Here is a 23,838-nt window from a genome sequence, read left to right on the forward strand (position 1 = left end):
TAATTTATTATGTATAGCAAAGACGAATTACTATCGAAGGATATCTCCGAATTGGAGGATATTGCTAACAATATTGGAGCACAGACCAATCCGTCTGACTCAAAAGAGGTTATTGTATACACTATCCTGGACAAACAGGCTGAAGTGGAAGGCAACAAGAATCCTCTTGGCACAAAACGCAAAAGAACAAGGATAACGAAAAAGGAAACTGACAAAGTTTATTCAGTCAAAGGTGCTACTGGGGAAAACTTCGACTTAAAGAAAAGCAAGACGACACCAGCAACCAGCCAATTGCCGCTTTTTGAGGAGCCTGTTGCCGACAGCAAAGACTCTAAGTCTGCAGAAACAGAATCGGCAGAAGAGGCCACTCCTAAAAAAAGGACAAGAAGGACAAAAGCCCAGAAACAAGCTGATGAACTAGCAAAAGAAGCTGCTGAGACCATTCAGGAGATTGCAGAAATGAAGCCAACTCCAGAATCAACCGAGACTGAAGAAAATCAAAATATAGGTGAGACAACAGAAACCATCGCCCCTTTGTCAGCAAACGAAGAACCAAGCATGGAAGAGCCCTCAATATCTAAGAAAACAGATAACACAGACGACATCATGACCGCCACACCTGAGGCACAGTTCGCATTAAGCGACAACGACAGCGAAGACGGTGATATACAGGCTGACCTTATTGCACAGCTTCAGGCGAAAGTGAATGCCCACAACGAGAAAATTGAAGAGTCATATGAAGCAGGGATTGCAGAAAATAAAATTGACGAAGTGTGGGAAGGAGATCCTGGTGATGGTACCGACTTCATAACTATAGTAGACTTGCCAATAGAAGACCAAACAGCAATGCCCAACTACGACATGTTTGACAATCTAACCGCATCGGTTACAAATGACAACATGTTTGCAGTTGACGAGAAACAGGAGACTCAATACAATTTTGACGACATAATAACGGCAAACGGCGTATTAGAAATTATGCCTGATGGATATGGTTTCCTAAGATCCAGCGATTACAACTATTTGTCATCGCCAGACGACATATACGTCTCGAACGCACAGGTTAAGAACAACGGACTGAAGACTGGTGACGTGATAGAATGCCATGTGCGACCACCACACGATGGAGAAAAGTATTTCCCTCTGACATCAATAGATAAAATCAACGGAAGGACTCCATCAGAAGTGAGAGACAGAATGCCTTTTGAACACCTCATTCCACTATTCCCTGAAGAGAAGTTCACATTATGCGGCAACCCTGCAACAACAAATCTAAGCACGAGAATTGTAGATCTCTTCGCTCCAATAGGTAAAGGTCAGAGAGCCTTGATCGTGGCACAACCAAAAACCGGTAAGACCGTACTCATGAAAGATATAGCCAACGCTATAGCAGCTAACCATCCAGAAGCTTACCTCATGATGCTGCTTATTGATGAACGTCCGGAGGAAGTTACCGACATGGCCAGAACTGTAAATGCAGAAGTAATCGCCTCTACTTTCGACGAGCCAGCAGAAAGACACGTAAAGATAGCAGGCATCGTATTGGAGAAGGCCAAGCGTATGGTGGAATGTGGCCACGACGTAGTGATATTCCTCGATTCAATAACACGACTAGCACGTGCATACAACACTGTTGCTCCTGCAAGTGGAAAAGTTCTCACCGGTGGTGTTGACGCAAATGCCCTGCAGAAACCGAAACGTTTCTTCGGTGCAGCACGAAACATCGAAAATGGTGGCTCGCTGACCATTATCGCAACAGCTCTTATTGACACTGGCAGCAAGATGGACGAAGTAATCTTTGAAGAGTTCAAAGGTACAGGAAACATGGAGCTCCAACTCGATCGCAGCTTGAGCAACAAACGTATATTCCCTGCAGTAAACCTTGTTGCGTCAAGTACACGTCGTGACGACCTGCTACATGACTCTACTACACTGGAACGCCTGTGGGTAGTAAGAAATTCCATTGCCGACATGACTTCCGTAGAAGCAATGAACACTATCGGAGAGTATATGAAGAAAACAAGATCCAACGAAGAATTCCTAATGGCTATCAATTCGTAAAAGGACTTATCAAAACTGATTATACTTCACAATAGACGAGAAAACAAGCAGAAGAGTTAATGTGAGAGTTTTCAGAATATCTGGAACTATTCAAGAAGACAATTTTCCTTGTTTTCTCGTCTTTACTTTTATACACTCGTCAACATTAGTGTCCCTATTTTAACGGGACACTAATGACGGAAAGTCAATAAAAAAAGGAAGCCATGTGGCTTCCTTAAGTCGTTTTGCAGAAAAGAATAATTTATTCTGCCTCGTTTGAAGTCTCCTCAGCAGGTGCTTCAGATGCTTCGCTTGCCTTAGCAGCTTCAATTGCAGCTTTCTTTTCTGCAACTTTCTTGGCGATAGCTTCATTGACTTTCTTCTCCTCGGCCAAATTCTTCTCGTAAGTTGCCTTCTTTTCATTGGCGACACCATTACGAACTGAATCGAGCTTGGCTGCCTTCTCTGACTTCCAAGCGTCAAACTTAGCCTGTACAGCAGACTCGTCAAATGCACCCTTCTTAACACCACCGCGCAAGTGCTTCATCAAATAAACGCCCTCGCCTTTCAAGATGTTACGAACAGTGTCAGTTGGCTGTGCACCAACTTCTACCCAATAAAGAGCACGATCAAAATTCAAATCTACTGTGGCTGGATTAGTGTTTGGATTATAAGTACCAATCTTTTCAGTAAACTTTCCATCACGTGGAGCTCTAACGTCAGCGATTACGATGCTGTAAAAAGCATAGCCCTTACGACCACCGCGCTGTAATCTGATTTTTGTTGCCATTTAAATTTTTATTTTTAGGTTTGAATTTAATGCCATTAACTCGTAGTGGCGTGCAAAGTTAATAAAATAATATGATTTGTCGAATGTTGTTTTGTAATTTTGAGTATATTTTAACAAATATCACTAAAAAACATCAAGCATTGATTAAAATTAACTATTTCGACTTCTCTAATCTTACTCCGCATTCCATTCCCTCGACACCTGACAGGTATGAACTGATTGTGCCAAGCATAGAATTATTGTACATTGCTCCTGCAGCACTTGCAAATTTAAGGAGCTTTGTCGCATCCATGACAATCAGCAATGAATTACCGTCAATCTGTGTGGTTCCCATTATCTGCTGAATTCCACCTGAATATGTCAGTTTCACATTCTTGCCTTCAATGGTATAGGTCCCGGTGACAGTTTTCTTGGCAATTGTCTGTGTAAAATTGCCTTTCTTGTCAAAGGTCATCTTGAACTTCCCTGCCTTAATGCCATATTTGTTAAATACAGTGTTAAGTTTATTCTCAATAGCTGTTGAAACTAGCTTTCCTCCTGCTTGTTTCAGAAGGCTTGAGCTTTCAAATACCACAGCTGGTTCTTTATAAACCCACGTTCCGACAATCTTGTCAGCAGTAGCGACTTTGCTGTTTTGGAAAATAGATGTAAGCCCCTCATAAATATCTGAAAGCTTACTTCCTTCTGTCTTACTGCCGTTTTGCTTGTTTGACATTCTGTCAGCTACGTTACCCAAGATTCCACCTAGAATATTCTGAGATGATGCAACTGATGCCCCTCCAAACCACAAAGAAGCGACTACCATGGTCTTGATAAATAAATTCCTCATGTTCGTTTTGTTGTTAAATTAACTAAATAATATATGTTATAGTCCTTGTCCTGCAGGATTCATTGCTTGCTCTCGCCAGTGTATCATAACAAGTTGAAAATGCCGGTTGGCTGTCTGCGTCGAAGAATATCTACTTCTATATCGCCTCCCATACGCAAGCCATTTTCTTGAAATTCCTTTTCTATTGTCTTTCTCAATAGCTCAGGATGATTGTTCTCTTCACTTAAATGGCAGAGCCAAATGTGCTTCAAGCCTTTCATATAGCATTCACATATAGTCTGAGCGCATTTTACATTGCTCAAATGTCCATTCCCACCTGCTATTCTATCTTTAAGATATTGTGGATATGGACCATTCTGTAACATCGATTCGTCATGGTTGGCTTCCATAACCAGATAATTGCATTTTCTTATATTGTCTCGGATAGTATCTGTAATATGTCCAATATCTGTCATGAGGCCAAAAACGACGTCATGATATTCTATTGTATAGCCCACATTACCACAACTGTCATGCGGAACGTCAAAAGGAGTGATCTTGAAGTCACCAATCTCTATGGTGTCATCTCCAGGTAAGAAAACCCGTTTGTTTGCCGCATTAATTTTCTTTCGTACACAATAGTTTTTTTGTATTCCTTTGTGGACTGCTTCTGTAGCGTAAACAGGAATCTTGAAATCATTACTTATTGCCCCTACTGACTTGACGTGGTCTGCATGGTCATGTGTCACAAGTATAGCGTTGATTTTAGTAAAGGACAATCCATATTCCTGGAAATATCTTTTCATGGATCTTATACCAACGCCAGAATCCAACATTAATATAGTATTATCCGACATTAACAGATAACTGTTTCCGCTGCTACCGCTGCCAAAAGATATAAATTTTAGCATTTCGTTCGTTATTTTATTCTTTAAATGTGCAGTCTAAAACCTATATGTATTTACCTATCGAACTGCATTAATCGTGCAAAGGTACAAAGTTTTAGGTTAAATAATAAAGAAAACAAAACATTAATTGGCATTTCGCGGAAGTTTTACGCTGGAAAATATGCGACAAATGTACGACATTGGTAATTATTCTATTAAAAGTAGCTTACATTTAAATGAAAAGTAACCTATATTGTGGATATAAGTAACTGTTTTAAATGTGCAGAACAGCTATTTTTATACGCCAAAGAATGCATATTGCGACGACATTGTTTTAAAGACCAACATATCCAATGACTTTGATAGAAGTGTGCCTAAATATCATTCAAAGGACAAGCTGTTCAACTTATTTTTCAGTTCCTCTGCCTTCGATCTCCTTATTGAGAGTGTAATCGTACAGGTGTTGTCAAACTCTTGCGAAATAATCTGTGGTTCCATTGTTTTTACTACTTTCATGACCCCGTTCATCATGACATATGGGAAAGTGAATGTTATTTTTTCCTTAATGTACTTCTCTTCAACAACGCAATGTGACAATGCATCTGCAGCTGCGGTTCTATACGCTACAATCAACCCTCCGGTGCCAAGATTTACACCTCCATAATATCTTATGACGACTATAAGAATGTCAGTGAGGTCATTTGATACTATTTGTCCATAAATCGGTTTTCCTGCGGTGCTGCTTGGTTCTCCGTCATCATTCATTTTATAGTCTGCCTTATCAGCCCCTAATACATATGCATAACAGACATGTCTTGCGTCATAATATTTTTTTCTATAGATAGATAATATTTCTCTTATTTGTGCTTGTGATTCTACATGATGGGCAAAAGCAAGAAACTTGCTGCGTTTCTCACTGTAGAAGCCCTCCCCTATTGTTTTTGTGATTGTCGTGTATTTATCTTCCACTTTTAATACTGTAATTTCTTGATGACGATTATCCTTACTCTGTTTTAATCAAAAGTAGGCGCACCAATAATAAAATTATTGAGTGCGCCTTATTAAGTGTGTTCCCTGTTTCTTATGCTAATTCATGGATGATAAGTCCTGATCTGAGTTTAGGTTCAAACCATGTTGCCTTAGGTGGCATGATCTTGCCACTGTCTGCGATATCCATTATTTGCTTCATTGTTACAGGATAAAGTGCCAAAGCCATCTTCATCTCACCAGAGTCGACTCTGCGCTTAAGCTCTTCCAATCCTCTCAAACCGCCGACAAAGTCAATTCTCTTGTCTGAGCGGAAATCCTTAATTCCAAGAAGTTCGTCGAAGATAAGTCTGCTTGACACATCAACGTCGAGAACACCAATTGGGTCATTTGGATTATAAGTACCCTCCTTAGCAGTCAGACTATACCAATTTCCGTCAAGGTACATAGAGAAATTGTGCAATGCTGTCGGCTTGTACTGGTCAGTTCCCTTGTTTTCAACGATAAAGTTCTTCTCCAAGGCCTTGAGGAAATCCTCTGATGAGTAACCGTTCAAATCTGTCACAACCCTGTTGTAATCAAGAATTGTCAACTGAGAAGCCTGGAAACAAACAGCCATGAAGTAGTTGTACTCCTCATTGCCTGTGTGGTTAGGATTCTGTTTTGCTTTTTCTGCACCAACCAGAGCTGCAGCTGCAGAGCGGTGGTGACCATCTGCAATATACAAAGACGGCATTGCAGCAAATTCATTGGTAATGAGATCTATGTCTTCCTTGTCTGAAATCACCCAAAACTTATGGCCGAAGCCGTCAATAGGAGCTATGAAATCGTATTCCGGCTCTGTCTTCGCATATTTTTCAAGCAGGGCATTAAGCTTTTCGTTATCAGGATATGCAAAGAAAACCGGCTCAATGTTAGCGTTGTTTACGCGAACATGCTTCATACGGTCTTCCTCTTTATCTCTACGTGTAAGCTCATGCTTCTTGATTGTGCCGTTCATATAATCCTCTACACGAGCACCAACCACAATACCATATTGTGTCTTGTTGCCCATTGTCTGAGCATAAATGTAGTAGTGCTCTTCGTTGTCCTGAACCAGCCAGCCGTTATCCTTGAATTTCTTGAAATTCTCAGCTGCCTTATCATAAACACGTGGGTCATACTCACTTGTACCTGGCTCAAAGTCTATCTCTGGCTTTATGATATGATATAGACTCATTTCATTATCGCCAGCTTCTGCTCTTGCCTCTTCTGAATTAAGAACATCATATGGTCTTGATTCTACCTTCTCAACGAGGTTTTTCGGAGGTCTGATGCCTTTGAATGGTTTTATTGTTGCCATATCTTTATGTCAAATTTGAATTATTACAAATATGTTATCAAATATTATTTGTTAACCTGGAACTTTGTACAACCCTCAGCAAAATAAGCATTGATCTGTTTAGCGGCTGCTATACCTGCATTAATGTTAGCCTCTGCTGTCTGAGCGCCCATCTTCTTAGGGGTGCTGAAATAACGACCTTCTGCCTTCTCTGCAAATTCTGCATCAAGATCAGGCTTGATATCTGTAACGAACTTGAGGTCTGTGCGCTCCTGCAAAAGTGCTACAAGTTCCTCTTCGTTGATAACTTCTTTTCTAGCTGTGTTAACAAGGATACCACCCTTCTTCATCTTGGAAACCAGCTCCTTGTTTATGCTCTTCTTGGTCTCGTTTGTAGCAGGGATGTGTAGTGAAACGACATCACATGTAGAGAACAACTCTTCCTGGTTGTCAACAGCATGAACGCCACTCTGCTCAATTACTTCCTTAGGACAGAATGCGTCATAAGCATAGATATCCATACCAAAGCCCTTAGCAATGCGAGCAACATTTCTTCCTACGTTGCCATAAGCTAAGATACCAAGTTTTTTACCCTTCAGCTCTGTACCAGCCTTGCCGTTGTAGAAGTTTCTGACAGCGTAAACCAATAGACCAAATACCAACTCAGCAACTGCGTTTGAGTTTTGTCCTGGAGTATTTTCAACCACAATACCCTTTTCTTTTGCGTAAGCAGTATCAATATTGTCATAGCCAGCGCCTGCACGTACTACAATCTTAAGCTCCTTAGCTGCATCAAGCACTTCTGGAGTAATCTTGTCTGAACGCACGATAAGTGCGTCTGCATTGGCTACTGCGTCAAGAAGCTGCTGCTTTTCTGTATATTTCTCCAACAATACAAGTTCATGGCCTGCATTGTCAAGCTCTGCCTTGATTCCATTAACTGCTACTGGTGCGAATGGTTTTTCTGTTGCTACTAGAATTTTCATAATTATAAGGTTTAAATTATTACACTTTAAGGTTGACTTATGATTAAATAGTCGAAAGTATTTTTTTAAATCAAAACCCATGCTTCAGTATGGAGCACGGGTTTGATTGATATTGTCTTATTCAGAATTAGTTCTGTGCTTCGAATTCCTGCATGCACTGAACGAGAGCCTTAACACCCTCTACGCTCATTGCGTTGTAGCAGCTTGCGCGGAAACCACCTACTGAGCGGTGACCCTTGATGCCGACCATGCCCTTAGATGTTGCGAAATCAAAGAACGCTTTCTCAAGTTCCTTGTACTCATCGTTCATAACGAAGCAAATATTCATGAGTGAACGGTCTTCTTTTGCTACTGTGCCACGGAACAACTTGTTGCGGTCAATCTCTGCATACAGAAGTTCTGCTCTTTCGTGCGCTCTTCTGTCCATTTCTTCAACACCACCGTTCTTCTTGATCCAACGAAGAGTCTCAAGGCAAGTATAGATAGGAACTACTGGAGGAGTATTGAACATACTGCCCTTGTCAACATGAGTCTGATAGTTCAACATCGTAGGTATCTCACGTTCAACCTTACCCAGAGCTTCATCCTTAACGATAACCAATGTTACACCAGCCATAGAAAGGTTCTTCTGAGCACCAGCGTAAATACAATCATATTTTGCAACATCTACAGGACGGCTGAAGATATCTGATGACATATCACCAATCAGAGGAACGTTTACGTTTGGCTCCTCGCGCAGCTCAGTACCGTAGATAGTATTATTAGTTGTGATATGAAGATAATCAACATCATCTGGACAAGTCCAACCCTTTGGAATGAAGGTGTAATTGTCATCAGCAGAAGAAGCTACTTCAACAACCTCTCCAAAATGCTTAGCCTCCTTGATTGCCTTCTTTGACCACACACCAGTGTTCAGATAGGCAGCCTTCTTCTTCAGGAAGTTACATGGAATCATACAGAATTCCAATGAAGCACCACCACCAAGGAACAGAACTGAATATCCTTCTGGAACGTTAAGCAACTCTTTAATCAAAGCTGTTGCCTCGTCAATAACTGGCTGGAAATCCTTTGATCTGTGGCTGATTTCTGCCAAAGACAAACCAATACCGTTAAAATCCAGAATCTGCTTTGCAGTGTTTTCAATTACTTCTCTTGGAAGAATTGAAGGACCTGCGTTAAAATTGTACTTCTTCATTCGAAATAATAGTTTTAGGTTAATGTTTTTCAATTGCGAAGTTACGCCTTTTATTCGAACTCGCAAAATATTTTGAAGGAAATTTCGTTTAAACTGATAAAGACTTCATCTTATTTATATAATAATGTGGGATGATTGTATCAGAAACAACACATAATGACGGTAAGGTAATCCTAATGGAAAGTAAAAACTGTTGAGACACCACGAAAAACGCTCTAGACGATTTCAGAATGCGCAATCAAAATGATTGTTAAGGCTTGAAAAGTATTTAAAAATTTACAATTTGTCAAATGGCTGTGATTTCACCACTACCGTAACACCTATGGTGATTTTCGTCATAGATGACACAAAACTGTCCTGGTGCAACACCATGGATGAATTCTTCTGCATGAACAACAAAATCCGAATCGCCTGTTATCTCAATTCTTCCTTTATGATACTCTGGTGTATGGCGTATTTTAAAAGTTATTTTATCCATATTGACCCTTTCTGTCAAATAATGAAAATCCATAACGGGGAATTCTTTCTTGTATGCAGTCTGAGGGTTATAGCCATGGCTGACATAGAGGATATTGTCTTGCACATTTTTCTTGACAACGAACCATGGTCCACCTCCAAATCCAAGACCTTTACGTTGGCCTATTGTGTGGAACCACAATCCGCGATGTTTGCCAATTATTTTTCCGGTTTCAAATTCTATTACGTCGCCTATGTTTTCACCTAAATACCTGCGTATATATTCATTATAGTTGATCTGACCTAAGAAACAGATTCCCTGACTGTCTTTTCGCTTTGCATTTACAAGTTGTTCTTTTTCAGCGATTATCCTTACCTCGTCTTTCTGGAAGTGACCTATTGGGAATATAGCTTTCCGTAATTGCCATGAATATAGTTGTGCTAAAAAATCTGTTTGGTCTTTTACAGGGTCTGGACTGGTGACAAGCCATTTTCTTCCATTCTCGTCAATCTCAGTCTGTGCGTAATGTCCTGTTGCAATCAGATCATATTGGTAACCAATCTTTTCATGAAATGCACCGAACTTGATCAAACGGTTGCACATCACGTCAGGATTAGGCGTAAGACCTGCCTTGACTTTTTCCATCGTATAACGAGTAACCTCATTCCAGTATTCTTTATGGCAATCGATTACAGCAAGTTTACATCCGTATTTATGAGCTACAGAGGTTGCCATTTCCAGATCTTCTTCTGATGAACAATCCCATTCTTCCTTCTCTTCTGGGCCGATTTTTATGTAAAAACAGTCTGGTGTCAGACCTTTTTCCGCCAGTTCATATAAAACGACAGAACTGTCTACACCACCAGACAATAATACTGCTATTTTCTTATCCTCTAATTTTTCCATTATTATGCTATACAGATATTTGCGTACATTTTACTAGAACTCTTCAGTTAGCGTCTGATAAATACGCTGCACCGGTAATCCCATCACATTGAAATAACTGCCATCAAGATGTTCCACTCCCACATGTCCTATCCATTCCTGTATGCCATAGGCTCCTGCCTTGTCAAACGGTTTGTATTTAGAGACATAATAGTCTATCTCAGTGTCTTGAAGTCGTTTAAATGTCACATTGGTGTTAACGGAGAAAACTTTTTTCTTTTCCTTAGTTGATATGCAGACCCCTGTGATTACTTGATGGGTTTTCCCACTTAACATTTTTAGCATCCTGACTGCATCATTTATGTCGTGGGGTTTACCAAGTATTGTATCATCACAAACGACTATAGTATCTGCCGTTATAACCATAGTGTCACCTGACAGGAGGTCGGTATAAGCAGAAGCCTTCTCTTCGGCAATATAGCGGGCAACTTCCTTGGCCGGCAGGTCTTGAGGGTATGTCTCTTTTATCCCTTCACGTACTAAAACTCTGAAGTGGAGGTCCAAACCGCTAAGGAGTTCCTTGCGGCGCGGACTTCCACTGCCTAATATGATATTATATTGTTTGATCATAAACACAATTTAGAAATGATAGCCCAATGTCAACAGCAGCTGATGCCGCTTGTTGCTTACCTTTACGGCATCACATAGATTAGACATGTCTTTTACTTCTGATATATAATCTGTGAAAGCATGGAATTTTCCATTCTGTACAGAATACTGATATGCCAGATCAAGCGAGAATTTGTTCAAGGTATAGCCAATTCCGCAAGTTACACGATTGATGGACTCCCAATTGGTATAATCCGTTGTAGACGCATAATAAGACCCTGGAGAGTTGATTGTTCCGTCCTTATAACCCACACTCTCGTATTTAGGGGAAACATAATTGTAGCCTAGGCGTATTGCCAAATTATCATCAGCCTTGAACTCCATTCCGAGTTTCAAGGTACTTACGCCTTTCAGAGTGCTTTCTGTATGGTCGTTCATCTCTCCGTCTGACGAACTGTTCGAATAGTAAGTATCATAATACCAGTCATAATCGCCACCATCGTTAATTCTTGAATCGAGCGTACTGTAATCCGAATATTCATAACCTGCACCTATGGCTAGATAATTGCCGAAGGTAGTACCAAGGCTCAAGCCGAACTTCCAAGGAGTGTACAATTTGAAATCATATGACTCCCCGATATTTCCCGTGTCGTAATAGCCGAAATTGTCAGCTAATGAGCGGTTGTCGATAGTGGTGTAATTTGTTGTAGTCAGATCATACCAAATTGGAGTAGCTATCGATAGACCTATACGGAAGGGCGAACTTTCTACCGGACGGAATATAATACCAGCTTTGACATCAAATCCTGTACCAGTCACCTTTCTGTTGTCCGACAATGATGTTTTACCAATACTCTTGTCCGAACTATCTAATAACGCCTCCGTGTATTCTCCATACGATTTGTAGTGAACGTCATGAATTCCAAATGTTATTCCCAAATACACACGGTCATTTATATTGCCACTCAAGTTGAAATCGTATGTTCCGATATATCCACTGTGAGTCCTGTTGAAATCAAAGTCTGAAGCTCCTAAATAACCGTCGATGTACCCCTTGTTCTTATCGTCAAAAGCAACAGGCAAAAGGGTATTTGCATAAAGGTAGTCGACTTGGTTGAACGAGTTGTCGTTTCCGACATAAGCCCCACCCTTGTCAGAAAGGTCAAAGTACTGGTCTTGACTCTTCAGGAATGTTTGCTTGTTTTGCGAAGACAAACCATCCAATTTGCCGGTTGCAGACAATATAAAGTCAAAATTCTTACTTTTGTGATAATTGAATGCGAAATTCATGAACGAGCTACGACCTGTACGCCTGGAATACACGAATCCAATCTGGTCAAAGCTGAGATTTGTCTTTTTACCATTTGCAAAGGTCTTACAGTCTTGTTGCGATACGATGCCAAATGAAACATTGGCAGAAGAGTGTCTGAATAGTCCAATGCCAGCAGGGTTTGAAGATATGGTGGATATATCAGCCCCCAACGCATCCAGAGCACCTCCCATACCAATATATCTTGCAGTGCCATTTAAATCCTGATCTGCAATTTTTGCATTTTCATATGTCTCCTGTGCCATGGCGCTAGAATATGCGAACAATGCTACAGCAGAAAACAAAGCTATTTTTTTCATAATCAAATATTATATTTTAAAGTCCAATAATAACGTGTATTTGCTATCTCCTTCCTCCAAAGTGTCCGCCACCGCCGGAGCGACCGCCACCACTGAAACCACCAGAGCGACCGCCACCAAAGTTACTTCCGCCAGTGAAGCCACCTCCTCTGTTTACGGAAGATCCTGTGTTGAAAGACGAGTTGTTACGGTACGTAGAATTGCTATCATATTCCCGTGTCCTTATGGTTCTATTCTCTCCAAATTCATTGTTGTTGCGGTTGTTGCGACGATATCCAGAGTTATTGGTGTTCCTCATTCCCTGCCTGTTATAAGCATCTGTATTTCTTCTGTTCGTGCTGGTGCTTCCTCTGTACCCGCTAAAGTTTGTTCTGTTATTGCGAGGATTACCAACCCATCCGTGGTTAGTCGTTCCTGAAACGCCTCCATTGTAGGGATTATGAGCAACAGTTACTCCAAAATACGGCTTGTGCCAACCAACTAACCAAGGGTCATACCAGCCAGTCCAATAAGTATAATACCAAGGGCTATACCATCCTCCATACCATCCGTATCTATAAGGCCATCCCCATCTATATCCATAATAGTCATACCAAGAGGCATAATACAAAGGACTTCCTGTTATCCACGGGTCATAAAACCATAGGTCGTCAAAATAACGCCATCTGTTTAATCTTGAATAGTAGTCCCATTCTCCATTATAGTCAATATCACAAGGGGCATCATCATAAAAATATGCAGAATCCGTATCAACACCGTCAATATTAATGATGTCATTAGTCAAAGAGTCATTGGTCACATATTTATAAGTGTTGCCTAATCCTCTCCTATTGTATTCGTCAACATCCCGGGTGGAGCCAGCGTCGTATTTTGGGGCTTTATCCCCCATGACAATCGTAGTTTTCTCCTTCTTGCTTTGTTTGGGTGAAAAATACATGTCGTCCTGTGCCATTGATACTGAAGGTAAAACTACAGACAATAATAAAGTGAAAACTAATCTTTTCATGTTTTTATCTCCTAAATCTTATATTGCTTGGGATATATATATCCACAAGTGCTGTCGTTAATAATTACTAAATGCAAAAATAGATTACTTTCAAATGCAAAAATACGGAAAAACCCTATATCATGATAGGTTTTCTCCTATTTTTTATAATTTTGCAATAAAATTTACGGAAAGAGAAACAAATTCTCTTCAGAAGAATACAACTAACAATTCAAATAATGAAATATTACAAGACTGTTTTTTTCATAAAAAATACTGATGGGAAAAAAACAATACAGGGGCCGTCTTTTTCCATGGCATGCGATATCTGCGCCGCCTTATGCGGTACGGTAGGATATGAGTCATTTGAAGAAAACGAAGGTGGAATTTCCGGATACATCCAGAAAGAGCTATACGACCGTTCGTCTTTGGAAAAGACTTTGGAGGATTTTCCTTTGGACACCTTCTCCATTTCTTTTGAAACAGAAGAAGTAATAGACAAGAATTGGAATGAGGAATGGGAAAAAGGAGGGTTCAATCCGATTATAATCGGTGACCAATGTATTATACATGACTTGAAGCACCCTTCAGACAAATCATATCCCATAGATATTACAATAGATGCATGCCAGGCGTTTGGCACCGGTACACACAACACCACAAGGATGATTGTTGAAGAATTGCTGAAAATGACATTGCAAGACAAACGTGTGCTGGATTGTGGATGTGGAACTGGTATTTTATCGGTTACCGCAGCAAAATGCGGTGCAGTAGCTGCATATGGATATGATATTGACGAATGGAGTGTTAGCAATACGATACATAATGCCAAACTGAACAGTCTGGAGAATGTTTCAGCGTTGAAAGGGGATTCAACGTTATTGTATGAGGAATTAATGGGGAAATATGATGTTGTTTTGGCAAACATAAACCGCAATATTCTTTTAAACGATTTGCCAACATTAGCAAATTCAATGGCAGACAATGGCACTCTCATAATTAGTGGCTTTTATAAAGAAGATGAATCTGTTCTTATTGCAAAGGCTCGTGCGTTGGGGCTAGTTGAAGAAAAGAGAAGCTCTTCAGATAATTGGGATATGATTAAATTCGTAAAAAGACAAGTCAACTTTAGTAAGCATTAGTTTTTCTAATATTAGTTAATATTGCTTAACTAACGATATAAAAATACATTCAAGAGAAAGGAAATTAATTTTAAATGAGTAATTTTGCATCCGATTTTTATCTGTCAAGGCTCAAATAAGACATAACACGAGGTTATGCGCCTTGCAGACCAAACCCGTTTTATATAACAAAATGTACGCAATTGTAGAAATTAACGGTCAGCAGTTTAAGGTTGAAGAGGGCAAGAAATTGTTCGTTCACCATATCCAAAATGCTGAAGAAGGTCAGACTGTAGAGTTTGACAAAGTGCTTCTCGTAGACAACGAGGGAGCTGTTAAAGTAGGAGCACCTGCAGTAGAGGGTGCGAAAGTTGTTTGTGAAGTGGTTAACCCACTTGTTAAAGGTGACAAGGTGATTGTCTTCAAGATGAAGCGTCGTAAAGACGAGCGCAAACGCAATGGTCATCGTACACACTTCACACAAATCGCAGTTAAACAAGTAATCGCTTAAAACAAAGGAGGACTAGTAGAAATGGCACATAAAAAAGGTGTAGGTAGTTCTAAGAACGGCCGTGAGTCAGCTTCACAGAGATTGGGCGTGAAAATTTGGGGTGGTCAGAAAGTCATCGCAGGCAACATTATTGTTCGTCAGCGTGGTACTAAGCACAACCCAGGCTTGAATGTCGGTATTGGTAAAGACGATACTCTTTATGCACTTGTTGACGGAGTAGTAAACTTCCGCAAAGGTCGCAAGGACAGAAGCATCGTTTCAGTACTTCCAGAAGCTGAAGCTTAAATAAAAACAAACTTATTCCAAACAAACATAAGAGTCTCATTAGAGGCTCTTTTTTTTATATAGGCAATTTAGATTGTCTTTTTAACAAGTTATAAGTAGAAAATCTTTATTCCGTTGATATTTTCTATGAGTTTTGCATTATCTTTGCAAATAATTATCAGAATGCAGGGAAATCAATTTCATACCCTATCAGTTCTTGTCGCTTGGTTATAACAGGTTTTTAATCAAAATACGGCATACTTGATTTACATATTTGAATTTCAACAATATTTAATTTGACCTTTGCTTATGGACAAAAAACTGTTTTTTACGAATAACGAGAAATCTCAAGTTCTTGAAGCCATAAAGGAATTAAGAAATTCGCAAAACTATGTATTGACAAAGTCTGATGAATTGAAAGTCTTTCAGTCTTTGAAGCAGGCTATAATACAAAAAAGAATACAAAGAGATATTTTTGGACTTAATCCAATATTGTCAAGCATACAGACAGCATTAATAGCCATTGAAGAAATTGGACTAAAACGGGATGGAGTTGTAGCTGTTTTGCTTTATTCGTGTTTTACGGAAGAAACGGAAAATGATTATGATAAATACGAAAAAGAATTCGGCAAGACAGTAGTAAGCATTCTTAAAGGACTTGTACACATACAAGAGTTATACAAGAAAAATCCCGTAATAGAAAGCGAAAATTTCCGTAACCTTCTTCTTTCATTTGCAGAAGACATGCGTGTGATCCTTATCATGATTGCCGACAGGGTAAATCTGATGAGACAGATTCGCAATACTGAATGTGAAGAAGAAAAAAAACGCGTGAGTGAAGAAGCAAGCTACCTCTATGCTCCACTTGCCCACAAACTAGGACTCTACAAACTCAAAAGCGAGTTAGAGGATCTTAGTCTTAAATATCTTGAGCATGATGTTTACTATATGATAAAAGACAAGCTCAACGAAACGAAAAAAAGTCGCGATAAATATATAGAAAACTTTATCAAGCCTATAAGGGAAAAGTTGGAAGCCGACGGATACAAATTCCACATGAAGGGGCGTACCAAAAGTATCCATAGCATTTGGCAAAAGATGAAAAAGCAGAAATGTGAATTCGAAGGAATATATGATCTTTTCGCCATACGTATTATTATTGACGCTCCTTTAGAATTGGAAAAGATACAATGTTGGCATGTCTTCGCTTTGATAACAAATATGTACCAACCCAATCCAAAGAGATTGCGTGACTGGCTGAGTGTGCCCAAATCTAACGGATATGAAAGTCTTCACATAACGGTGAAAGGACCTGAAAACAAATGGGTTGAAGTTCAGATAAGAACAGAAAGAATGGATGAAGTCGCAGAACGTGGACTTGCAGCTCACTGGCGATACAAAGGGATAAAAAGTGAAGGGAGCATGGACGAATGGCTTACGAGTATTCGTAGAGCTTTGGAAAACAATGACGACATGCAGGTCATAGATCAATTCAAAATGGACTTGTATGAAGACGAGATATATGTCTTTACCCCCAAAGGAGATTTGATGAAATTTCCTAAGGGCGCAACAGTTCTTGACTTCGCTTATCGCATTCATTCTAACATAGGCAATCACTGTGTCGGTGCCAAAATAAATGGTAAAGTTGTTACTTTCAGACATATCCTGAAGAGTGGAGATCAAATAGAAGTAATGACATCAACCGTACAGAAGCCTAAACAAGATTGGCTCAACATCGTTAAAACCAGCAGAGCTAAGGCAAAGATACGCCTTGCACTTAAGGAGACACAAGTGAAAGACGGGCTATATGCAAAGGAAATGCTTGAAAGAAGGATGAAGAACCGTAAGATAGAAATGGATGAGGGCACTATGTCCCATTTGATCAAAAAGCTCGGTTTCAAAGAAACAAATGATTTCTACAGGCAGATTGCTGATGAGACATTGGATATCAATCATGTAATTGAAAAATATCAGGAGATTCAAGCTTATGACAACAACCTCCAAGGTCAACAGCAGACAAGAAGCGCAGACGAATATAGCTTTGAGAATTCAATCAAGAATTTTACAAAATCCAATGGAGATGTACTTGTCATTGACCGCAATCTGAAAGGCATAGACTATCAATTGTCAAAATGTTGCAATCCGATATATGGTGATGATGTCTTTGGCTTTGTAACAGTAAGCGGTGGAATAAAAATCCACAGAAAAGATTGTCCAAATGCTTTGGAGATGCGCAAACGTTTTGGGTATAGAATTTTACAAGCCAGATGGAGTGGCAAAGCTGACTCTAAATACACCATAACATTAAAGATAATAGGCAATGACGATATTGGCATTGTCAATAACATTACAAGTGTTATATCCAAGGAGGAGAACATAATGATGAGAAGCATTAATATTGATAGCCATGACGGACTGTTCAGTGGAAATCTTGAAATAAACGTCGAAGATACTTCCAAATTGAACCAGTTAATAAAAAAAATGCGCGTTATAAAAGGCGTAAAACAAATTATAAGATTATAAATAACGTTTTTTTAATCAAAAACATTAATTTTGCATAAAGAATACGTGCTTATTCTCAGAATGATAAAACATTAATTTAATACATAAAAATATGCTTACACTTAAACTTGTCAGTGAAGAAACTGAACGTGTAATTAAAGGTCTGGAGAAAAAACATTTCCCTGGTGCCAAACAAGCAATTTATGATGTCTTGGCTCTAGACAAGATGAGACGCGAAACTCAACAGAAACTTGACAAAGAACTCCAAGAGGGTAAAAAGAAAGCTGCCCAGATAGGCGCTCTGATGAAAGAGGGTAAAAAAGATGAGGCAAATGCTATAAAAGAAAGCGTAGCCGCATTGAAGGAAGAGTCAAAATTACTTGAACGAGAATTAAACGATATACAGCAGAAGTTAATCGATCTTCTGCGAACAATTCCGAATATCCCTTGCGATGAAGTTCCTGAAGGAAAAGACGCTTCTGACAATGTCGTAGTTAAGGAGGGTGGAGAAAAACCGAACCTTCCTGAAGATGCTATGTGCCATTGGGATCTTTGCAAGAAATTCAACCTTATTGATTTTGACCTTGGAGTAAAAATCACAGGAGCAGGATTCCCTGTATACATTGGAAAGATGGCTCGTTTGCAAAGGGCTTTAGAAGCATTCTTTCTTGAAGAAGCAAGGAAAAGTGGCTATCTCGAGGTACAACCTCCATACGTTGTAAATGAAGCTTCTGGTTTTGGTACCGGACAGCTTCCAGATAAAGAAGGTCAGATGTATCATTGTAACCTGGACAACTTGTATCTTATTCCTACAGCAGAGGTGCCGGTGACGAATATTTTCAGAGATGTCATTCTTGATGAAAATGATTTGCCAATCAAGCGTTGTGCCTATTCTGCATGTTTCCGTCGTGAGGCTGGCTCTTATGGCAAGGACGTGAGAGGATTGAACCGACTTCATCAGTTTGACAAAGTAGAGATCGTACGTATCGACAAGCCAGAACACTCATATGAGTCACTTAAGGAAATGTTAGATCATGTAGAGAATCTGCTCATTAAGCTTGAACTCCCTTATCATATTCTCAGACTTTGTGGCGGAGATATGAGTTTCACATCTTCAATATGCTACGACTTTGAAGTATGGAGTGCTGCTCAAGAAAAATGGTTGGAAGTATCTTCTGTCAGCAACTTTGAAAGCTATCAAGCAAATCGCTTGAAATGTCGATTTAGAAATTCTCAGACCAAAAAGACAGAATTGTGCCACACATTAAATGGTTCGGCTCTTGCATTGCCGCGAATTGTCGCCGCTTTGATAGAAAACAATCAGACACCAGAAGGTATAAGAATACCTAAGGCATTGGTACCTTATTGTGGATTCGACATTCTTGATGACAAAAACTTCTAAAAAATTGAGAGTTGGATAACTTAAGATTGAGACATTTTTAAAGGGAGAAAGTTTTCAAAGCTTTCCCCCTTTAAAATTTAAAAGGATAGTCATGATGCTTCAATAATTATCCTATAATTACATAATAGTGTAAACCTTAAACAAGTTTAAATCCACTTTCTCTCAGTGCGTTGTTTATAGCTGCGACATGCTCCTGGTTACGAGTCTCGCAGATTACTCTCAAGATGCAGCTGTTAACCTTCTCGCTATCGCTATTCCTGTCGTGATAAACATTTGTGATGTTAGCACCTGCCTTAGCGATAACTGAAGCCACCTCTACTAATTTGCCAGGTTTGTCATCAAGCTCGACATTGATGATTGCAATTCGTCCACTCTTTGCGAGTCCACGTTCAACAACACGATTGAGAATAGTGACATCAATGTTGCCACCGCTCACAATGCAAACTACTTTCTTACCTTTAACAGGTACCTTGTTAAACATCACTGCAGCAACGCTTGTCGCACCAGCACCTTCTGCTACAACCTTTTCCTTCTCAAGCAACTGAAGGATAGCTGCACAAATCTCGTCTTCAGATACAGTAACAATGTCATCAACATACTTGCTGCAGATTTCATAAGTCAATTCACCAGGCTCTTTAACGCAGATTCCATCCGCTATGGTTGAAACGGAAGACAGACACTCTCTCTTATGAACATGCAGACTTTGAACCATGCTAGCAGCACCGGCCGCCTGAACGCCATATACTTTGATGTGCGGATTAAGTGTCTTCAATGCGAAGGCAACTCCACTGATAAGTCCACCACCACCGACAGGTACTACTACTGCATCCATATCTTTCACTTGATCGATAAGCTCAAGACCAATTGTTCCCTGGCCTGCAATTACATTCGGGTCGTCAAACGGATGCACGAATGTGTATCCCTTTTCATCTCTCAATTCGATAGCCTTCTGGTATGCATCGTCATAAACTCCAGGAACAAGACAAACGTCTGCTCCATATCCTTTCGTAGCTTCTACCTTGCTGATAGGTGCTCCTGCTGGCAGACAGATAAGAGACTTGATTCCATGTGCTGTAGCTCCCAAAGCCACGCCCTGAGCATGGTTACCGGCTGAACAAGCGATTACTCCGTGAGCCTTTTCCTCATCACTAAGCTGTGAGATCTTATAGCATGCGCCACGTACTTTGAAAGATCCTGTACGCTGCAGACATTCCAATTTGAGATAAACATCACACTCTGGATTTACTTGAGGCGCTTGGACAACATCAGTTTGTCTGATTACTTTACTAAGCTCATAACGGGCTTTGTAGAAATTATCTAACTTCAACATATAGTTTGATATTTAATGTGTGTATTATATTGTATTAGTTTTAAACGATGCAAAAGTAATAAAAAAATAGATGCAACAAGCTAAATAATGATTTTTTTTATCTCACTCTCAGTTTGTCACCCACTTTTATTGAGTAATCAGGTGTCAAACCATTCATTTTATAAAGACTCTTCAGCCTTATGCCATATAATTGGGCTATACTATACATACTTTCGCCTGCTTTTACACGATGTGGGCGGCGCTTGTATTGTTTTTCTGCTTTCTTTTGCTTCTTCTTAAGGTATATCACCTCACCTTTTTCTAATTTGTCATTCTTTCCACGTTCATTAAAAGTGGCAATCTTCTTATATGACAATCCAAGTTCCCTGCCAAGAGATTTAAATGTGTCACCAGAGCGTACGATAATATAATAGTTATTGTTATACATGTGGATAGGATGTTCTAATCCTCCATTAGCCGACTTGTCGTCTTTAAAGGATCTTCTCTCCATAAATCTGTCAAATTTCTTCGCTTTGTCATATTCATGAAGTTTATAGAGTTCAATTATACCAATAAGTTTCTGGGCGTACGTAGGACTTGTGGCATAGCCACATTTTTTTAGTCCCTTTGCCCATCCTACGTAATCTTTTGGATTTAAAGAGAACAGACCTTTATATCTAGGCTGCTTTGTAAGCAATAGACTATGGTCTTCATAACTTTCGAAAACATTGTTGTATGCTCTGAAGCATTCTTGCTTTTCATCATCGTCATGGTATGTTGTTCTGCCTGTCCATCCATGACACTTGATGCCGAAGTGGTTATTGCCCTTCATTGCCAGTTCGCTATATCCGGCCCCACTTTCCAGGAGTCCTTGGGCTAGAGTGATACTTGCAGGTATTTTGTATTTGAGCATTTGCTCAATAGCGAGGTCACGGTATTGATTAATATATGTCTGATAACGTTGATTCCATTTCATTTGCGCTGACAATTGCAGCACGTTCAGTATGAAAGTCAATATGATGATAAGTTTCTTGGTCATGTTGCATTTTTATTTATTCTACAAATATAAAAATAATATAGTAAATTACAAAATGAACTAGTGTTTTTTTATACTTTATGATAAATATGTATCTTTGCAAAAAATAACAGTATCCTTGCACAGTCACTGATTTTTTCGGTCGTGTTGTGCTTGGTCTGCAATATTAAACAATTTAAATCAATATGGAATCAGGAATTAAATTTACATTAGAAAAAGTAGTTACCAATGAAATGACAGCTCGCAATATGGCAAGTGGTACATTGGATGTTTTTGCAACTCCCTCAATGATAGCACTCATTGAAGAGACTGCATGGAAAAGTGTCGCCCAAGAACTTGAAGAAGGAATGGGCACTGTTGGAATAAGCCTAAACGTAGAGCATGTAGCTCCTACTCCTGTGGGAATGAAAGTAAGATGCGAAACGGAATTGGTGAAAGTAGATGGTAGAAAACTGGATTTCAAAGTTGAGGTCTACGATGAGTGTGATTTAATCGGCAAGGGAACACACAGTCGTTTCATTGTAAAGAACGATAAGTTTCAGATAAAAGCAAACGGCAAACTTGGAAAAGCTTGATTTCTTATCATACACTAAAAGAATGGTTTAACGCATCAAGGCCAAATAGTTATTCTCCTTGCTGATCATTAAAGTTGCAGTCTTTAAGATATTCATCCAATTTGGCCTTGATGTTTTTCATTTAACATCCAAGAATTTTACCATTAATTACACATGTCAAGGAATAAATGTATAACAGAAAGAATAGTAAAGCTGATTTGAAAAGACATACATCAAAATAAGTGGTGAGAATATTCTCATTCCATAAATCATGCATTCCACTGCATTTACCAATGTTGTTATACGTCGTGTTATAAAGCCTGTAGTCAAAGAAGTGACAAGCATGGCAAAGATGACAACTGCAACCAGACTGTTGCTAAAACAGCTAGGAATCAGATTTCCTGTAGAACTCAACAAAATGGCCTGCGGTAAGGTCGTGAGCAGCAACATCACTGTCAATATTAGTATGACTTCTACTACAAACACTAAAAAGGCCATTCGTTCTCTGAAGGTACAAGCTTTGAGAATCAATGATTTCCTCATCAATGATGAAAGTCCACTCTTCACGAATACTCCATATGCTATACTAGAAAGAATCATCCATACAAGGATATCCTTGTTGAGATTGCTTGTGAAACTTCCGAAAAACCACCTGATGCCCTCACCATTGAGCATTGATTTTATATGGGAATACGGAAATGTAGAACTTAGTATCCATGAAAGCAATATCAATGCAAGTTCTCCGATAGCCAATATACATACGCAATAGGCTGTAACCTTGATTGTTCTGGTTTCGTTATTCCTCATCTGGATGCAAATTGTCTAAATCTATAATTCTAAGTTCCAAGGCGCGAACAACGAGACGAGTTGCGTTAACCCCAAGTCCTCCATTACCTTTTGGAAACAGTTTCTGTACGAGTTCGTTCTGTCTTTTCTCCAAACTCTTCACTCCAAACGGTATTCCACGCAAGTTTGTTATCTGCTCTTTGGTGTAGCCCAAAGCAAGATGTCTAAGAAAGCGTTCGTCATATTCGTCAATTTCATAATTGGCAAGAGCCTCCTGCCGCATTATGGCAGACTTGACGTCATGTTTGAAATGCTGTAATATTTTCTCCATGATAGGCTGATTGAACACATTTTTCTTTCCTGACATTACACTTTCTATATATGCACGCGTCAACATCTCTCCAGTCTTCAAGATTATTCCGTTGCATCCAGCATCCATGACATCAAGCCAAAGTTTTTCGTTAAGTATTTCACCAGTAAAAATGAGGACTTTCGTTTCAGGGTATCTGGCTTTCGTTTCACGGCATATCTCAACACCTATTGTTGTAGAACCACCCAAGCCTAAATCCAATAGCACCAAATCAGGCACATTATCCTTCATTATCCGCCAATATTCCACTTCATTCTCTGCAGTTCCAACAATCTTGGCTTCTGGAACATCCGACTTTAATATGCCTTCAGTACCTTTTAATTCCAGAGGTACATCTTCGACTATAATTACTTTGAATTCTATCATATCTTTATTTGGATTATTATCTTTGGTTAAAAAAATTA

Annotated in this window: 22 protein-coding genes; 8 read left to right on the forward strand and 14 right to left on the reverse strand. The window is 39.5% G+C overall.

The window, feature by feature from the left end:
• Positions 1 to 9 precede the first annotated feature (9 nt).
• Positions 10 to 2,061, forward strand: coding sequence for a transcription termination factor Rho (gene rho / locus ACDC99_RS04285; RefSeq protein WP_370755931.1), 2,052 nt, complete (start codon positions 10 to 12; stop codon positions 2,059 to 2,061).
• Between the two features lie 241 nt (positions 2,062 to 2,302).
• On the opposite strand, the gene ACDC99_RS04290 is transcribed toward rho, so the two are convergent.
• From ACDC99_RS04290 to ACDC99_RS04340, 11 genes are all read right to left on the reverse strand, one after another.
• Positions 2,303 to 2,830, reverse strand: a complete 528-nt coding sequence (locus ACDC99_RS04290) for a 30S ribosomal protein S16 (protein ID WP_022316429.1) — start codon at positions 2,828 to 2,830, stop codon at positions 2,303 to 2,305.
• A 154-nt stretch (positions 2,831 to 2,984) separates the two neighbouring features.
• The gene (locus ACDC99_RS04295) at positions 2,985 to 3,659 is read right to left on the reverse strand and encodes a lipocalin-like domain-containing protein (protein WP_288967260.1); all 675 of its coding nucleotides are present in this window, start codon (positions 3,657 to 3,659) and stop codon (positions 2,985 to 2,987) included.
• A gap of 83 nt (positions 3,660 to 3,742) precedes the next feature.
• Complete coding sequence (locus ACDC99_RS04300) at positions 3,743 to 4,549, reverse strand: MBL fold metallo-hydrolase (RefSeq protein ID WP_022316431.1); 807 nt, start codon at positions 4,547 to 4,549, stop codon at positions 3,743 to 3,745.
• 357 nt (positions 4,550 to 4,906) lie between these two features.
• Positions 4,907 to 5,494 (reverse strand): IMPACT family protein, encoded by a 588-nt coding sequence (locus ACDC99_RS04305; RefSeq protein WP_370755934.1) that lies wholly within the window; start codon positions 5,492 to 5,494, stop codon positions 4,907 to 4,909.
• Between the two features lie 112 nt (positions 5,495 to 5,606).
• Complete coding sequence (locus ACDC99_RS04310; protein ID WP_042519625.1) at positions 5,607 to 6,854, reverse strand: DUF1015 domain-containing protein; 1,248 nt, start codon at positions 6,852 to 6,854, stop codon at positions 5,607 to 5,609.
• A 44-nt stretch (positions 6,855 to 6,898) separates the two neighbouring features.
• Entirely contained in the window at positions 6,899 to 7,819 is a 921-nt protein-coding gene (locus ACDC99_RS04315) for an NAD(P)-dependent oxidoreductase (RefSeq protein ID WP_022316434.1), read from the reverse strand.
• A gap of 127 nt (positions 7,820 to 7,946) precedes the next feature.
• The gene (gene serC / locus ACDC99_RS04320; RefSeq protein ID WP_022316435.1) at positions 7,947 to 9,014 is read right to left on the reverse strand and encodes a 3-phosphoserine/phosphohydroxythreonine transaminase; all 1,068 of its coding nucleotides are present in this window, start codon (positions 9,012 to 9,014) and stop codon (positions 7,947 to 7,949) included.
• 286 nt (positions 9,015 to 9,300) lie between these two features.
• Positions 9,301 to 10,377, reverse strand: coding sequence for a tRNA 2-thiouridine(34) synthase MnmA (gene mnmA / locus ACDC99_RS04325; RefSeq protein WP_370755937.1), 1,077 nt, complete (start codon positions 10,375 to 10,377; stop codon positions 9,301 to 9,303).
• Between the two features lie 33 nt (positions 10,378 to 10,410).
• Positions 10,411 to 10,986 carry a Maf family nucleotide pyrophosphatase gene (locus ACDC99_RS04330; protein ID WP_022316437.1) on the reverse strand — a complete coding sequence of 192 codons (576 nt, stop codon included), beginning with the start codon at positions 10,984 to 10,986 and terminating at the stop codon, positions 10,411 to 10,413.
• A gap of 9 nt (positions 10,987 to 10,995) precedes the next feature.
• Entirely contained in the window at positions 10,996 to 12,594 is a 1,599-nt protein-coding gene (locus ACDC99_RS04335) for an OmpP1/FadL family transporter (protein ID WP_370755939.1), read from the reverse strand.
• Between the two features lie 43 nt (positions 12,595 to 12,637).
• A complete protein-coding gene (locus ACDC99_RS04340) occupies positions 12,638 to 13,600 on the reverse strand; it encodes a hypothetical protein (protein ID WP_370755941.1) in 963 nt (320 codons plus the stop codon).
• A 218-nt stretch (positions 13,601 to 13,818) separates the two neighbouring features.
• Between ACDC99_RS04340 and prmA the strand changes: the two genes are divergently transcribed.
• The 5 genes from prmA (at position 13,819) to serS (ending at position 19,379) form a co-directional block, all read left to right on the forward strand.
• Entirely contained in the window at positions 13,819 to 14,721 is a 903-nt protein-coding gene (prmA, locus tag ACDC99_RS04345; RefSeq protein WP_370755943.1) for a 50S ribosomal protein L11 methyltransferase, read from the forward strand.
• A gap of 172 nt (positions 14,722 to 14,893) precedes the next feature.
• Positions 14,894 to 15,211, forward strand: coding sequence for a 50S ribosomal protein L21 (gene rplU / locus ACDC99_RS04350; protein ID WP_022316441.1), 318 nt, complete (start codon positions 14,894 to 14,896; stop codon positions 15,209 to 15,211).
• A 21-nt stretch (positions 15,212 to 15,232) separates the two neighbouring features.
• Positions 15,233 to 15,496 carry a 50S ribosomal protein L27 gene (gene rpmA, locus ACDC99_RS04355; protein WP_022316442.1) on the forward strand — a complete coding sequence of 88 codons (264 nt, stop codon included), beginning with the start codon at positions 15,233 to 15,235 and terminating at the stop codon, positions 15,494 to 15,496.
• Between the two features lie 288 nt (positions 15,497 to 15,784).
• Positions 15,785 to 17,998 (forward strand): RelA/SpoT family protein, encoded by a 2,214-nt coding sequence (locus ACDC99_RS04360; protein WP_370755945.1) that lies wholly within the window; start codon positions 15,785 to 15,787, stop codon positions 17,996 to 17,998.
• A gap of 91 nt (positions 17,999 to 18,089) precedes the next feature.
• Positions 18,090 to 19,379, forward strand: coding sequence for a serine--tRNA ligase (gene serS, locus ACDC99_RS04365; RefSeq protein WP_022316444.1), 1,290 nt, complete (start codon positions 18,090 to 18,092; stop codon positions 19,377 to 19,379).
• Between the two features lie 136 nt (positions 19,380 to 19,515).
• Here serS and ilvA read toward each other — a convergent pair whose 3' ends face one another.
• Positions 19,516 to 20,709, reverse strand: a complete 1,194-nt coding sequence (gene ilvA, locus ACDC99_RS04370; protein ID WP_288744740.1) for a threonine ammonia-lyase — start codon at positions 20,707 to 20,709, stop codon at positions 19,516 to 19,518.
• A gap of 97 nt (positions 20,710 to 20,806) precedes the next feature.
• The gene (locus tag ACDC99_RS04375; RefSeq protein WP_278839706.1) at positions 20,807 to 21,727 is read right to left on the reverse strand and encodes a glucosaminidase domain-containing protein; all 921 of its coding nucleotides are present in this window, start codon (positions 21,725 to 21,727) and stop codon (positions 20,807 to 20,809) included.
• A 182-nt stretch (positions 21,728 to 21,909) separates the two neighbouring features.
• Here ACDC99_RS04375 and ACDC99_RS04380 point away from each other — a divergent pair, with 182 nt between their 5' ends.
• Entirely contained in the window at positions 21,910 to 22,299 is a 390-nt protein-coding gene (locus ACDC99_RS04380) for a thioesterase family protein (RefSeq protein WP_042519633.1), read from the forward strand.
• Between the two features lie 322 nt (positions 22,300 to 22,621).
• Entirely contained in the window at positions 22,622 to 23,047 is a 426-nt protein-coding gene (locus tag ACDC99_RS04385) for a hypothetical protein (RefSeq protein WP_044075325.1), read from the forward strand.
• Positions 23,048 to 23,074: 27 nt separating this feature from the next.
• On the opposite strand, the gene ACDC99_RS04390 is transcribed toward ACDC99_RS04385, so the two are convergent.
• Positions 23,075 to 23,800, reverse strand: coding sequence for a DUF5932 domain-containing protein (locus ACDC99_RS04390; RefSeq protein ID WP_370755949.1), 726 nt, complete (start codon positions 23,798 to 23,800; stop codon positions 23,075 to 23,077).
• Positions 23,801 to 23,838 lie beyond the last annotated feature (38 nt).

Source organism: Prevotella pectinovora (assembly GCF_041323955.1).
GTDB lineage: Bacteria > Bacteroidota > Bacteroidia > Bacteroidales > Bacteroidaceae > Prevotella > Prevotella pectinovora.